The organism is Mycoplasmopsis primatum ATCC 25948 (assembly GCF_000702785.1).
GTDB lineage: Bacteria > Bacillota_I > Bacilli_A > Mycoplasmatales > Metamycoplasmataceae > Mycoplasmopsis > Mycoplasmopsis primatum.
The window spans coordinates 17,831-31,509 of sequence record NZ_JNJV01000009.1 but is presented as its reverse complement, the minus strand read 5'-3'; the positions used below and the strand labels follow the sequence as shown (position 1 = coordinate 31,509).

At 26.0% G+C, this 13,679-nt stretch carries 12 protein-coding genes and 2 tRNA genes; 4 read left to right on the top strand and 10 right to left on the bottom strand.

Translation table 4 applies throughout. The annotated features are described in order from the left end of the window. Nucleotides 1–440: 440 nt before the first annotated feature. The 10 genes from T386_RS0101725 to dnaA all read right to left on the bottom strand — a co-directional run bounded on the left by T386_RS0101725 (nt 441) and on the right by dnaA (nt 7,575). Nucleotides 441–1,301 (bottom strand): hypothetical protein, encoded by an 861-nt coding sequence (locus T386_RS0101725; RefSeq protein ID WP_029513456.1) that lies wholly within the window; start codon nt 1,299–1,301, stop codon nt 441–443. A 74-nt stretch (nt 1,302–1,375) separates the two neighbouring features. Beyond that, entirely contained in the window at nt 1,376–2,029 is a 654-nt protein-coding gene (locus T386_RS0101720) for a deoxynucleoside kinase (protein ID WP_029513455.1), read from the bottom strand. Next, complete coding sequence (locus T386_RS0101715; RefSeq protein ID WP_029513454.1) at nt 2,029–2,694, bottom strand: deoxynucleoside kinase; 666 nt, start codon at nt 2,692–2,694, stop codon at nt 2,029–2,031. Before T386_RS0101715 ends, T386_RS0101720 begins: the two co-directional genes overlap by 1 nt. A gap of 139 nt (nt 2,695–2,833) precedes the next feature. Further along, nucleotides 2,834–3,550 (bottom strand): phosphorylase family protein, encoded by a 717-nt coding sequence (locus T386_RS0101710; protein ID WP_029513453.1) that lies wholly within the window; start codon nt 3,548–3,550, stop codon nt 2,834–2,836. A gap of 28 nt (nt 3,551–3,578) precedes the next feature. Beyond that, nucleotides 3,579–4,403, bottom strand: a complete 825-nt coding sequence (locus T386_RS0101705) for an MAG0110 family membrane protein (protein WP_029513452.1) — start codon at nt 4,401–4,403, stop codon at nt 3,579–3,581. Nucleotides 4,404–4,497: 94 nt separating this feature from the next. Next, a tRNA-Gln gene (locus T386_RS0101700) sits at nt 4,498–4,572 on the bottom strand. A 4-nt stretch (nt 4,573–4,576) separates the two neighbouring features. Beyond that, nucleotides 4,577–4,660: transfer RNA gene (locus T386_RS0101695), tRNA-Tyr, on the bottom strand. A 56-nt stretch (nt 4,661–4,716) separates the two neighbouring features. Further along, nucleotides 4,717–4,938, bottom strand: coding sequence for an RNA-binding S4 domain-containing protein (locus T386_RS0101690; RefSeq protein WP_029513451.1), 222 nt, complete (start codon nt 4,936–4,938; stop codon nt 4,717–4,719). Nucleotide 4,939: 1 nt separating this feature from the next. Then, a complete protein-coding gene (locus T386_RS0101685) occupies nt 4,940–6,049 on the bottom strand; it encodes a DNA polymerase III subunit beta (RefSeq protein WP_029513450.1) in 1,110 nt (369 codons plus the stop codon). A gap of 134 nt (nt 6,050–6,183) precedes the next feature. Then, nucleotides 6,184–7,575, bottom strand: a complete 1,392-nt coding sequence (dnaA, locus tag T386_RS0101680; protein WP_029513449.1) for a chromosomal replication initiator protein DnaA — start codon at nt 7,573–7,575, stop codon at nt 6,184–6,186. Nucleotides 7,576–7,756: 181 nt separating this feature from the next. Between dnaA and T386_RS0101675 the strand changes: the two genes are divergently transcribed. The 4 genes from T386_RS0101675 to ftsH are packed head-to-tail and all read left to right on the top strand — an operon-like array spanning nt 7,757 to nt 13,553. Next, nucleotides 7,757–10,039 (top strand): ATP-dependent DNA helicase, encoded by a 2,283-nt coding sequence (locus T386_RS0101675; RefSeq protein WP_029513448.1) that lies wholly within the window; start codon nt 7,757–7,759, stop codon nt 10,037–10,039. Then, nucleotides 10,030–10,602 (top strand): aminoacyl-tRNA hydrolase, encoded by a 573-nt coding sequence (pth, locus tag T386_RS0101670; protein ID WP_029513447.1) that lies wholly within the window; start codon nt 10,030–10,032, stop codon nt 10,600–10,602. The genes T386_RS0101675 and pth overlap by 10 nt, the downstream gene beginning before the upstream one ends. Next, nucleotides 10,602–11,474 (top strand): tRNA lysidine(34) synthetase TilS, encoded by an 873-nt coding sequence (gene tilS, locus T386_RS0101665; protein ID WP_029513446.1) that lies wholly within the window; start codon nt 10,602–10,604, stop codon nt 11,472–11,474. The genes pth and tilS overlap by 1 nt, the downstream gene beginning before the upstream one ends. Nucleotides 11,475–11,522: 48 nt before the next feature. Further along, nucleotides 11,523–13,553, top strand: coding sequence for an ATP-dependent zinc metalloprotease FtsH (gene ftsH, locus T386_RS0101660; RefSeq protein ID WP_029513445.1), 2,031 nt, complete (start codon nt 11,523–11,525; stop codon nt 13,551–13,553). Nucleotides 13,554–13,679: the final 126 nt, after the last annotated feature.

Here is a 13,679-nt window from a genome sequence, read left to right as displayed (position 1 = left end):
ATTTATCACAAATAATTGATTTTTAGATTCTTTGATTCATTTTTAAATTGAAATCAAAATGTTTATTTTTCTTAACACATAATAAATAAGCTAATGCTTAGCCTAAGCGCAAAAATATGTAATTAAAAATGTTTTAACATTAGTTAAAGCATATTTTGTTTTTATTAAACAACACAAAGAATAAGAAAACCAACCTAAAAACCTAAAATTGATAGGTAAATTTTCGGTTTTTTAGGTTGGTTTATAATTTGAATAAGTGGCTCAATTTGATTGAAAATTCACACAAAAATTACATATTTTGTTGAAAAAATTTCATTTATAAGCATTAACTTTATTAAATGCTAATGAAGAAGGGGGTAATATTATGAAATAGTAGAATATTAAAAATAAGGCTCTCAGATAAATACTGAGAGCTTATATTTTTTAGACAAAGAAATTATTTATATGTTAACTTTTAATAATTCGTCTCAATTTAATTTTTCTAAAAGATTAGTACATAATGTCGCAACAGGTTTAATATGTTTAATAATTCTAGTTGTAATATTAGATAATAATTCAATTATAAGATCTTTATCTTCTTTTATTGCTTTTGAGTCTTCTAATAATTTATTAAAGAAGGCAGATATAGATTTGCTGTCAACATTGTTGATGATTTTTTTAACAAAATCAATAATTTCTTTTTTAGTTGAAAAGTTAAATTCTGGCATTTTTAATAAATCAATACCAAAAATCTTGAATAGTTCTTTTGACTTCTCATCGTTTATTTCAAGTCCTTGAAAAATACTCATAGCTTTCGTGGTTAATGATACAAGTATAGCAAGAGAATCTTTTGTGTTTATGTTATATTTTTCTAAGATCTTAACCACTTGTTTATCGTTTAAGATTTTAGATATTAAAGGATTTACTTTTTCATGAATTTTTACTAAAAAGTCAGCGGACTTAAACATCGATATTAATTTATCAACACCTTGTTTATTGCTAATATCAATAGTTTCGGTTATTCAATTAAAAATATCTTTAAATTCATCTTTAATGTCAAATTCTTTTAATAAACCATATAGATGTGTTGCGACATCTTCTATTAACTTATCAATATCTTTTCTTATTTCTGGTGTGAATACTTTTTCTAGTTTTTTGTTTTCATTTATGCTAGCATCAATTTTAAGATTGATAGATTCTTTATTTTTTTCAACTTCAAAAAACTTTTGAGCTTCTTTTTTTTCTTCATTATTGCAACTAACTGAAACAATTGATAATGGGAGTATAGAAGCAAGTGGTGTTAAAAATTTGATTTTTTTCATAATTCCTCTCTTTTGATTAAAAAAATTATATTAAATTAAAAAGCCATGAAAAAGAAATTTCAGGCTTTAAACTTTTATTTATTAGATAACGAATAATTATTAATTATATTAATAGCAGCATCAAGAACTTCTTTATCATTTTTATTTTTTGAATCAATGATGTAATAAGGAATATTATATTTTGTTAGTATCTTTTTAAAGTAAGGTAAATACATAGCATGTAAATCTTTAAAATATTCCTCATTTTGATAAAAATTGTCTATTTCAACTTGCCTGCCTCTTTTAAAAATTCTATCTTTAAAAGTTGATCAATCTATATCTATAAAAATAGCAAAGTCAGGATTACAACTTTTATCATAAATATAATGGAATAATTTATCAAAAGCTTCAAAATATTTCTTTTCTTTTTTCTTTAATGTAGCAGCAGCAAAAATATAATGTTCTAAAATAAATCTATCTAAAAAAATATGGCTTTGTGCTGGGCTGTTTTCTTGTGAAAAAGCATTTACTTTCTTTTTAAAAGTATCAGTTAAGGATTCAACAATAAAAGATTGAAATGCTATGTCAGTATTAGGTTCGTTTTTATAGCATCATTTTAAAAATGTATTAAAAATAGGATCTTCTTCGTCAAATTCTTCTATAAATAAGGAGTTTTTATAATGTTTGTATAAATTTTTTGTTAAGGTACTTTTCCCGCTGCCTATCATTCCACTTATACCAATAATCATTATTTGCCTCTTTTAAAAGTTTTATGATGATTACTAATTAATTCTAGTGCTTTTTCAAATACTTGATCTTCTGTTAAATCATCAGTTTTTATAACTTCATATTGAAGATTAAATTTTTTTGCTTGTTTGATAAATAAATCTTTATATAGATTATAAAGTGTTTTAAAATACTCTTCATTTTGATAGAAATTGTCTATTTCAACTTGTCTACCTCTTTCAAAAATTCTCTTTAAAAAAGTTTCTCAAGTCATGTCTAAATAAATAGCTAAATCTGGTGTCTCATCTTTGGTTATTAAATGAGTAAATAGAGCATCATAGCCATCAAGATAATTCTTACCTTTTGGTCTTAGATTTACATTCGCAAAGATGTAATGCTCAATACTAAAGCGATCAAGAAAAATATGGTCTTTTTCTCAATCTTTGCCTAATTTATTAAATTCTGCTATTAATTCATTTATTTTAGTTGTGTGATTTTCAACCACATATGATTGAAAACCAATAGTTAAATTAGGTTGTTTCTCATATAATCATTTTAAAAATGTATTAAAAACTTCACTGTCTTCTTCATATTCTTTAAGCATCAATGAACTCTTAAAATGATTATGTAATTTGTTAGTTAATGTACTTTTACCACTACTAATCATCCCGCTAATTCCAATTATCATAAGTTACCTCTTTCGTTCAAAAATAAAAAATAAAAAAATGATTTTTGCTAATCACTTTTTATTTTACATATTTTGTTTTCGTTGAAAAAAATTATTTTTTTTTATGATTTTTTTTATTTTTCCTAAAAGAGTAAAAACATTAAAAAATTTTATGAGATAGGCTCGCATCAAGCACAATCTCGAATATATTTGTGAATTTTTGCTGTCTAGTTAATGAATCACTGTATTCCATTTTAGGCAAATTATCGCTTATTTGTAAAATAGAAGCAGCTTTTTTGTCTTGTTTTTTTGCTATTGCAAAAAGAGTAAAACTTTCAGCATCAACAACATCACAATTTGTTTCATCAATTGTATCTTTTATACTTCTGTTTCCATAAAAAACATCAGAAGAATGAATGCTTGCTAAATGAAACTTAATACCTAGTTTATTTGCTGATTTTTTTAACTGTTCGACAGTTTGCTTGTTTGGATAATAAATGTGTGATAACTCACCGTTTATTAATCTAGAAATCGCTAAATTATCACTATAAGCTCTTTCAATAATAACTGTGTCTAATACATCTCAATCAGCACGATATGAACTAGCTGAACCACATTTAATAATAACATCCACACCGTATTCAACATATAATTCATGGGCGTAAATGCCAATAGCATGTGATCCCATTCCATAAGAGCCAAATGTTATTTTTTTATTTTTATACATTCCTGTGTAAAAAACTTGATTTCTGATATTGCTTACTTCTTTGACATTTTCGAGATACTTAAAAGCCATAAATCTAACTCTTTGTGGGTCTCCTGATAAAATAACAACTCTTGCTATATCTTCTTTTTTAGCGCTTATATGAATTGACATAATTCTCCTTAATTATTAAATATCAAGTTTAATTTTTAGCTCATGAAATATATTTTAATAATCTAATAAGATAAATTAAAACTAAAATGTAATCATATGCTAATTTAAAGCCAAAATAAATTGTTGTTTGACGAAAAAATTTATCAGTTGATTTATTATGTTGTGTTAATTTTGAATATGCTTCATTCGTTTTAATAATAACAAATCAATCAATAGCTAAATATAAAGACACAAGGGCTAAACTAAGAGCAGAATAAATTCCTGCTAAAATAGAATTTCAAATAAAAAAACTTGCTAAAAATATTGCTAATAAAGATAATAAAAAAGCTGTCAAAAATGCTCAAAGTATTTTTTGTTTAAATAAATTAAAATAAATAAAAATTGATAAAACTGCTAACAAAAAAGTTGGTGCTAATATAACAGCCATTGTTTTAACAATTAATAGATAACCAGATTCATCATTAATTGTTGAAGCAGATAGCAATTTTATTAATTCAATTAAAGCGAAGGATAATACTAATATACCTATACATATCATTAAAACAGTAATCAAAATAATTTGAACTCAAAAGTTTATTTTAGGGCCTCAGAATAATTCAACAATTCCTATAACTATCATAGGTATAAGAAATAAAAGAATAAATTTATTTAAAAGAAATATAAAAGATTCATAAAAATAAATTGCTGTGATTGATGAGATTAAGGCTATAAAAAGAGCATAACAAAATCATCCTAATGATGCTCCTAATAAAGCATTTTTATATTTTGATTTATTTAATTTTTGCTCTTGGTAAGATGATTCTTCAAAATATTGATTTTGATCAGTATCTTCATATAAACGATTTTTTTTCATAATGATTTAATTATACATAAGATTAAAATGCATATAAATTTATGCTTTGATGAAATTTTTAAAATAAAAAAAAGCTCTTACTTAAAAGAGCATTTGGCTGCCCCAGTTAGATTCGAACTAACGCGTGACGGAACCAAAACCCGTTGCCTTACCGCTTGGCTATGGGGCAATTATGGTGGAGGGGGAGGGATTCGAACCCCCGAACCGTGAGGAAGTGGGTTACAGCCACCCGCGTTTGGCCGCTTCGCTACCCCTCCAAAACTATTTTAAAAAATAGCCTTCTTATTATAATACAAAATAATAAAATACGTTTTTAATTTTCTTTGGTTTGAATCATAAAAACATTATCATTAATCCAAACAATATCACCATTAAAAACTTTTGTGTTTCTTCCTTGCGGAATTTGATTATTAATTAAAATTTTGTTATTTTTTAAAAAATATTTTGATGCTCCGCCTGTTTGAGTAAAACCTGTTTTTTTAATTAATTTTCCGATAGTAATAAAATTTTCTTTAATATAAATTTTATAGCTCATATTATCTTCTTAATGGTGTAACAATTTGTTTTGAATTAGGGTTATCTTTTGAAATTATCATAATTTTTTGAATTTTTTCATCTATGATAATATAAATTTCGCCTTCCGTTATAGCAATAGCATCTTTTAAGAAATTATAATTTATATCAAAAATAATATTTCCGCCTTCGATTTGAAAATTATTGGTTTTAACAATAGAATCTCCATATTCTTCTAATCGACTAAAAATACTTAATTCATTTTTAATAGTTTTTAATTCAATTCTATTTTGTTTTTCAACAGAAGGATTTATTCAAATTTTGTTTAATAATGAATTTAATTCATTTTTTTGAATTGTTATTTTATATTTAAAATCAGTTAATACTTGATTGAATAATTGTTCAACATCATGATAAGGTAAATCAGTTATTCTTGCTGTAATAATAGTATTATCATATTCAACACCAAATTTAATTGAATTATAAAATAATGTTATTTTTTTAGGAGCATCAACAGGAACCATTTCTTTTACATCTTTAGCATTGACACTAAATTCAAAATCATTTAAAATAGCATTTGTTTTAATTGAATAATGTGCTAAACGATAAACGTCTGTTGCTGCTAAATTAAGTTTATTTCCAGAACTTTTAAAATTAATACATTTGTATATTAAACTGGCACCGGTGCTAGCAGCAAAAGCAACATTTTTAATTGCTTTTTTAAATTCTTCAGTGTTTATTTCGAATTTTTTAATATTTATATTTTCATCAATATTAGGAAAACTATTTAAATCATTTAATGTTAATGTATATTTAGAATCTTGTTCTTTGATTTCCATTTTATTATAAATAGTTGATAACTCAATTATTCCATTTAATTTTTTAACAATATTTTTTAAAAATGAACATTGAACAACAATTTCGCCTGATTCCTCAACAATAATATTTTTATCATCGACTTTAATTTTTTTAATTATGTTGGTTATTTCATTAGAGGCTTGAAAAACAACATATTGATTATTTGCTATTATTTTTATACATCTCATTCCATATAAAGAGCTAATAGGATCAGTAAATTTAGAAACTATTTCTAATGTTTCATCTAAAAGTTTTTTATTAATAATTATTTTCATGAATTCTCCTTAATAAAATAAATATGTTTTGTTAATATGTGGAAAAGATATTTATTTTTTCATTATTTGACTATAAAACAACGTTTTTTAGTTTTTTGTAAATTGTTAATAAACAATATTTGTGATGTTAATAATTATAGTTTAAATATATTGTTGCTTATCTCAGAAATTGTTCTTTTAAAAGATTTATCAGGGCTTTCTGATTCTTTATCAATTTTTTTAACAGCATTAATTATTGTAGAATGATCTCTATTGCCAAACAGTTTTCCAATTTGTTCTAGTGATAAATCAAGTTGCTTTTTAGTTATTCAAATGGCAATATGCCGAGCTAAAACAACATCTTTTCGTCTACTTTTTCCTAATAGTTCAGATCTTGTAATTTTGTAGTATTTAGCAACATAATCAATAATAATATCAGGCGTTATTTTTTCTTTAACCTGCTGAATGTCTTTTAATATAGAATTAACAATTGTTAAAGTATACCTAGAATTCGTTTTATGTATTTCTGTTTTATAAAATCGCAATCTGTTAATAGCGCCTATTAAGCTTCTTATGCTAGAAGCATAATATTGGACAATAAACGTCTTTGCTTCGTTATCTCATAATTCAGGAGACATTTTATTAAATGCAATCATATAATCTAAAATTTTCAATAGATCTTTTTTTTGTGGGTCATCTATTGCTAATTGCAAGCCCATAGAAAGACGACTAATTAAACGAGAATCAAATGAGTTTTGAAGTGAATAAATAGGGCGGTCAGAACAAATAATAGTCATTTTTCTTTGATTACATCTATAATCTAAGATATTGAATATAAGGTCAATAGTTGCTTTTTTATTACCTATACCATAGCTTTGGAAGTCATCAAACATAACTATATCTGCTTCATCAAAAAGATTTCTAATTTGTTTAATTTTTCTTTGATCATTTTCTTGCAAATAATAAGAAATATCACGAGCAAAGGAATTAGCGTTTATATATTTAACCACTTTATCAGTAGAAGTTAATTCATTAAAAATAGCATGCAACAGGTGGGTTTTACCAATACCAGATTTACCATAGATAAATATTGGAGTGAAGTCTTTACCACCATCAATAATATATTTAGCAATTTTAATTGCTTCTTTGTTAAATTCACCAGGCACGTAATTTTCAAAAGTTTGGTCTTTGTTGATATCTTGATTAGCTAATTTCATCTCCTCAATTGGGAAATCTTTCTTTTGCTGTTTAGCCTTCTTTTTAATAGCAGAATCAAGCAAAACAAAACTAAAAGTGCATTCTCTTTCAAATGTTTCTTCTAGCGATTTTAGAATACTACTTTCATATGCTCTAACAACAAGTTGTGAATTAGCAGATATATTAGTTGTGCCAATAGTGATATGTCCTGTTTTGCTAATATCACGAATTATAAAATTTGAAAAGAAATTTTTAAAAAGCATTTGATCGCCTAGTTCGCGACGCAAAATGTCTAAAAATGTTTCTGTAAATGGTTCTAATGTATTTTCGTTGGCAATTTTTTTATCCATAGTATTAATATATTAAATTTTTATTATTAATATTTAATTAAAAAACCATAAAAAAGTATCTTATCCACATATTATTTATGATTTATCCACAGGTTATCCACAAAAAATAAACATTTATTAACATTTTTATACTTTCAAAGGTTTCCCTATAAAAAATTAATGTTTTAATATAATTAAAAATATGATTATAGAAGCAAAAAATAAAGAAAACTCAAATATTATTGTCAAAGGTCGTTTTTTAATTATTAAATGAGGCGGTCCAAGTGTTGATTGAAAAAAAACACTTTGGGTTTTTGAATCAGCAAGCGATAGGACTCAATATTTCATTTATACAAATCAGCAAGGAATAAAGACATCACACTTTTATGAAGTGGAGCTAAAACGTAGAGACTTACAAAAATCAAAATATTCAAACGCTTCTTATGATTTAATAAATTTTAAGTTATATCAACCGCATAATAATATTGATATTGAGAGAATGCTTTTAGCAAATGTAGATGGTTTAGGGCCAAAAGGATTAGAAATTATTAAAAATAATGTTCCAGATGGCGAAATGAAAAAAATAATTGAAAATCCTAAATTAGTTGAGAAAGCACTTAAACCTAAGGTTTATGATTCCTTAGTTAGATATTTGCAAGAGTATAATGATAATGATTACGAATTTTTTGTTAAACATGGTCTTACAATATTACAATCTAAATTAAAAAAGAAATTTGAAAATCAAAATTTTGTAATGCGATATTCGAAGGGCAATGATCCATATGAGTTATATATTGATAACTGAATTGATTTAAAATTAGTTGATAAATTTGCTCTAAATGTTAATCCTAATTTAGAGCCACATAAAAGAATAAGAGCCTTCATATATAAAATATTTCGTTCATCATTTAGCGACATTACTTCTTTTTTTAAAGATGATATAGCTTTATATAAAAAACTATGAAGTTGGTATGAGCAATATAGATATAGTAATAATGAAAACTGCACTATGTTTGAAAAAGTTTATGTGACTCAACTACTAGAACTTATATTTTCTAATGCGTCAATTTCAACTGATGATATTCTTAACACAATAGAAGCAATGATTCAACGACGTGAAATTATTATAGACAATGAATTTAATAGATTGATGTTGTCAGAAGTTTATGAACAAGAATTTTTTATTGCTAAAAGGCTTGAAAAAATTAAGGAATTAGGCAAGTCATTTGAATATGCTAAAACGATTTCTAACGAATTAGCAAGAGAACAAAATGTTGCTTATAATATTGCCCTTGAAAACCCTGTTTCAATAATCACTGGCTATCCAGGGACAGGCAAAAGTTACTTAATTTCTCATATTATAAAAACTTTATTAAGCAATAAAAAATACAAAAATAAAGATATAGCAATATTAACACCTACTGGTAGAGCAGCAACTATATTAACCTATAAAACAGGCTTAGAAGCAAAAACAATTCATAGTTTCCTGAGACTATCAGCATCTGAAGATGATGAAAATTTAATCGAAGCTTTTGAGACACACAATCCAATCAAAGTTATTATAATAGACGAGTTTTCAATGGTTAATCTGCAACTCTTTTATAACATATTAAAAATTTGTAACAAGTTAGAAAAAATTGTAATAGTTGGTGATAGAGATCAGCTTCCTTGTATTGGAAAAGGTAATTTATTAGAAGATATAATCAATAGCGAATGTTTCCCTGTTACTACTTTAAGAGAAGTATATAGAACAGAAAAAAAAGATATTTTCAATCATTTTTTGGCTATTAATGAAAATAGAAAACCTAAATTAAATACTGAATCGGTTAAATTTATTGAACAGAATCCAAATGAGTTTTTAAAAAATATTGTTTCTATTTATGAAGAAAAAGTTAAAAAGTATTCTATCGACGAAGTAATTATTTTACTACCAGCATATTTAGAATTAGGTATGCCTGGAATTAAAGAAGTAAACAAAAGATTGCAAGAGTGAAACCTAAAGAAAAATAAAGATAAAGAGAAATTAGATATTTTTACGAATCTTTCATATTATGTAGGTGATAAAGTTATTCAAATGGTTAATGATTATGAAAAAAACGTCTTCAATGGCGAAATAGGTTTTATAACCAAAATAGAAAAATCTGCTAATACATCGTATATTATCGTTACTTTTGATGGTGAAAAACAAATTAAGTATTCTAAATCAGAAATATTAGAAAATTTATCATTAGCATATGCTATAACTATTCATAAATTTCAAGGCTCAGAGTCAAAATGTGTGATTTTCGGTATATTAAAAAATAAAGTTGATCATATGTTTAATAAAAAATTCATGTATACAGCAGTATCACGAGCAAAAGAAGAACTTTTATTACTTGGCTCAGCAGATTTATATATTCAAAAAATACTTTCACCAAATTCAGAAGTAAAATATTACACAAAATTAAAATCACTAATTAAACAGGAGAGTAAACCATGAAGCTAATTGTTGGTTTGGGAAATCCAGAGGAAAAGTATAAGTATACAAGGCATAATGCTGGTTTTTTAGCAATAGATAAAATATGTGAGAGATTAAATATAGGTACCCTTTCAAAAGAAAAGTTCGATGGTATTTTTACTGTGAGTGATGGTTTTATTTTAGCTAAACCATTAACATATATGAATAACTCTGGTGATTTTGTTTATGCACTAGCTAATTTTTATAAAATAGATTCATCAGATATTATTGTTTTATATGATGATAAAGATTTTTTAGTAGGACAAGCATCAATCAAAATTGGTGGTTCTAGTGCTGGCCATAATGGTATTCAAAGTTTGATGAATAAATTTAAGAGCAACGATTTTAAAAGGATTAGAATAGGCATTGGAACTCTTAACAAAAAAACAATTTTAAAAGATTTTGTTTTGTCAAATTTTAAAAAAGAAGAAATACTTATTTTAGAGGAAGTATTAGAAAAAGTATATGAGGCAGCGCTTTCGTTAGTTTATAACGATGTTGCTTACGTGATGAACAAATTTAATACTGAAAATAAAAAGAAAGAAATTTAATGATTTTATTAGGTGTTAGTGGTGGTCCAGATTCTATGTACTTATTAGATGAAGTATATAACCATCGAAAAGATATTATTGTAGCGACAGTTAATTATAATTTTAGAGAAAACTCTTCTATTGATTTTGAGATAGTTCGAGATTATTGTAAAGAAAAAAATATTACTTTTAAAGGCCTTGAAATTGACAAAAACGACAGTTTTAAAGGCAATTTTGAAAATTGAGCCAGACAGAAAAGGTTTATTTTCTTTAAAAAAATATATGAAGAATTTCATTGTGAAGCCCTTTATTTAGCACATCAAAAAGATGACTTTCTTGAATCTGCTATGATGCAAAGAAATGCTAATAGAAGCCCTTTTTATTATGGCATTAAGCCAGAAAATATAGTCTATGGAATGATTGTAAAACGGCCATTAGTTTTAAAGTTATTTAAAAACGAAATTATTACAGAATTAGATAAAAGGAATATTAAATACGCTATTGATTATACAAATGAATTGCCTATATATTCAAGAAATAAAATAAGAATCGAACTAAATAAGCTATCAAATATTGAAAAACAAAAAGAAATTGACGAAATTTTAATAAAAAATAATGAATTAAAGAAAACTGAAAGTCAAGTTATTGATGAATATAATAAGTGAGAAAAAACTAGATTTGACCAAAGCGAGTTTATGAAATATAAAAACCAAATCAGCCTAATTTATATGCTTATTCATAAAAAATATAATAATGTCAATCTAACCAAAAACAAAATTAAATCGATTATTGATTTTATTTTATGTAATAACAGGACTAACAAATATATGCTTATGAAAAATGTTTATTTAGTTAAAATAAAAGGAAAATTAATATTTAATATTAATAATTAATTTAAAATTTAAAACAATATTATTTTTTAAAAACATTTAGGGGTAATTATGCAAGAAGAAAAAAAGAGGAAAACAACTAAGATTATATTTTGAATTATTCTCTGTGCAATAATTATTTTACTTGCTTCAATAATTTTGTATAACAAATTCAAACCCACACCTGTTGTTGGAAACATACAGCTTTTTATAAACGATATTAATGCTGCTAAGAAATCAATATCTGACAATACATATTTAAGTAAAGTTACAGTTGATTCTTTCCATGATACATTAACTTATACGTTTTTTGAAAATGGAAAAGGCATTGTGCGTAACATATCTTTATCAAAAGGTGATGCTACTTCAATATTTGGTGTAACTAATGGAAATATTCTAAATTCAGGAAAATTAGGTTTTAAAATTGGCGCCGAATCATATGAATGGTCACAATTGTTTAGTCACAATTCGTCTATTGGCAATGTTTTAGATAACTTATCAACTGTTGGTATAGTTACTGTAAAAACAAATCCATGAGTACAATTCGCATTATCTATTTTGCCTACTATTTTATGACTTGCAATTCTTTTCTGGTTATATCGTTCAATGATGAAAAGAAGCATGAATATGATGGGTGCGATTGGTGATGAAAAAAACCCAGCGCAAAAAATTAAAAGCGATAAAACATTTAAAGATGTTGCCGGAAACAAAGAAGCAATTGAAGAAATTCAGGAAATTGTTGACTACCTTAAAAATCCTAAAAAATACGAAATTGCTGGTGCAAGAATGCCACATGGTATTTTATTAGGAGGGCCACCGGGAACAGGTAAAACACTTTTAGCAAAAGCAACAGCGGGTGAAGCTAATGTTCCTTTTTACTTTATTTCAGCTTCTAATTTTGTTGAGATGTATGTTGGACTTGGTGCTAAAAGAGTTAGAACAGTTGTTGATGAAGCGCGTAAAAATTCACCTGCCATTATTTTTATTGATGAACTTGATGCAATTGGTAGAACTCGTGGTTCTGGTATAGGTGGTGGTCACGATGAACGTGAGCAAACATTAAATCAATTACTTGTTGAAATGGATGGTATGAAAGAAAACACAGGGTTGTTATTCTTTGCAGCCACAAACCGTACTGATGTGCTTGACCCTGCTTTAACTCGTCCTGGACGTTTTGATAGAACTATTACAGTTGGACTTCCTGATGTTAAAGAAAGAGAAGAAATTCTTTCATTACATGCAAAAGGAAAAAGAATTTCACCAGAGATTGAACTTAAACAAGTTGCTAAAAGAACTCCTGGTTATTCTGGCGCTCAACTTGAAAATGTTATTAATGAAGCAAGCCTATTAGCAGTTAGAAGAAATTCAGAAATTATTGAACGTAATGATATTGATGAAGCTATTGATAGAGTTATGGCTGGACCTGCTAAGAAAAATAGGGTTATTACAAAAGAAGAACTTACTATGGTTGCTTACCATGAGGCCGGACACGCAGTTGTGGGAATTAAAATACCTGGAGCAAACAAAGTTCAAAAGATTACAATTATTCCTCGTGGTCAAGCCGGTGGTTATAATTTAATGACCCCAGAAGAAGAAAAATATAATATGACCAAAAAAGAACTTATTGCTATGATTACTAGCTTTATGGGTGGCCGTGCTGCTGAAGAAATTATTTATGGTAAAGAAAATATTTCAACTGGTGCAGCTGATGATTTACAAAAAGCTACAAAAATAGCTAGAAAAATGGTTACTGAATGAGGTATGTCTGCATTAGGCCCTATTCAATATGAAACAGAAGAAGGTTCGCCATTTTTAGGCCGTGATTATCTAAAATCGGCTCAATTCTCAGCTCAAATAGCACATGAAATTGATCTTGAAGTTAGAAAAATTATTACCGAAGCAGAACAACAAGCTCAAAAAATAATTAAGAAAAATAAAGAATTACATGAACTAATTAAAACTGCTCTGCTTGAAAAAGAAACAATTGTTGCTGAAGAAATTGAATATATTGCTAAAAATTTAAAATTACCACCAGCAACTAAGGATGAACCATTAGCAAAAATAAACGTAACTATTGATGATTTATTAGAAGATAATAAATAGTTAAAAAAGCATTATTAAAAAATTTATTTCATAATAAATTTATATCCTAAGTCAAAACAATAATACTTTTTGATTTAATTAAAAGTTTCTGAGTTTAAAAATAACGAATGACATTTAAACCTTATT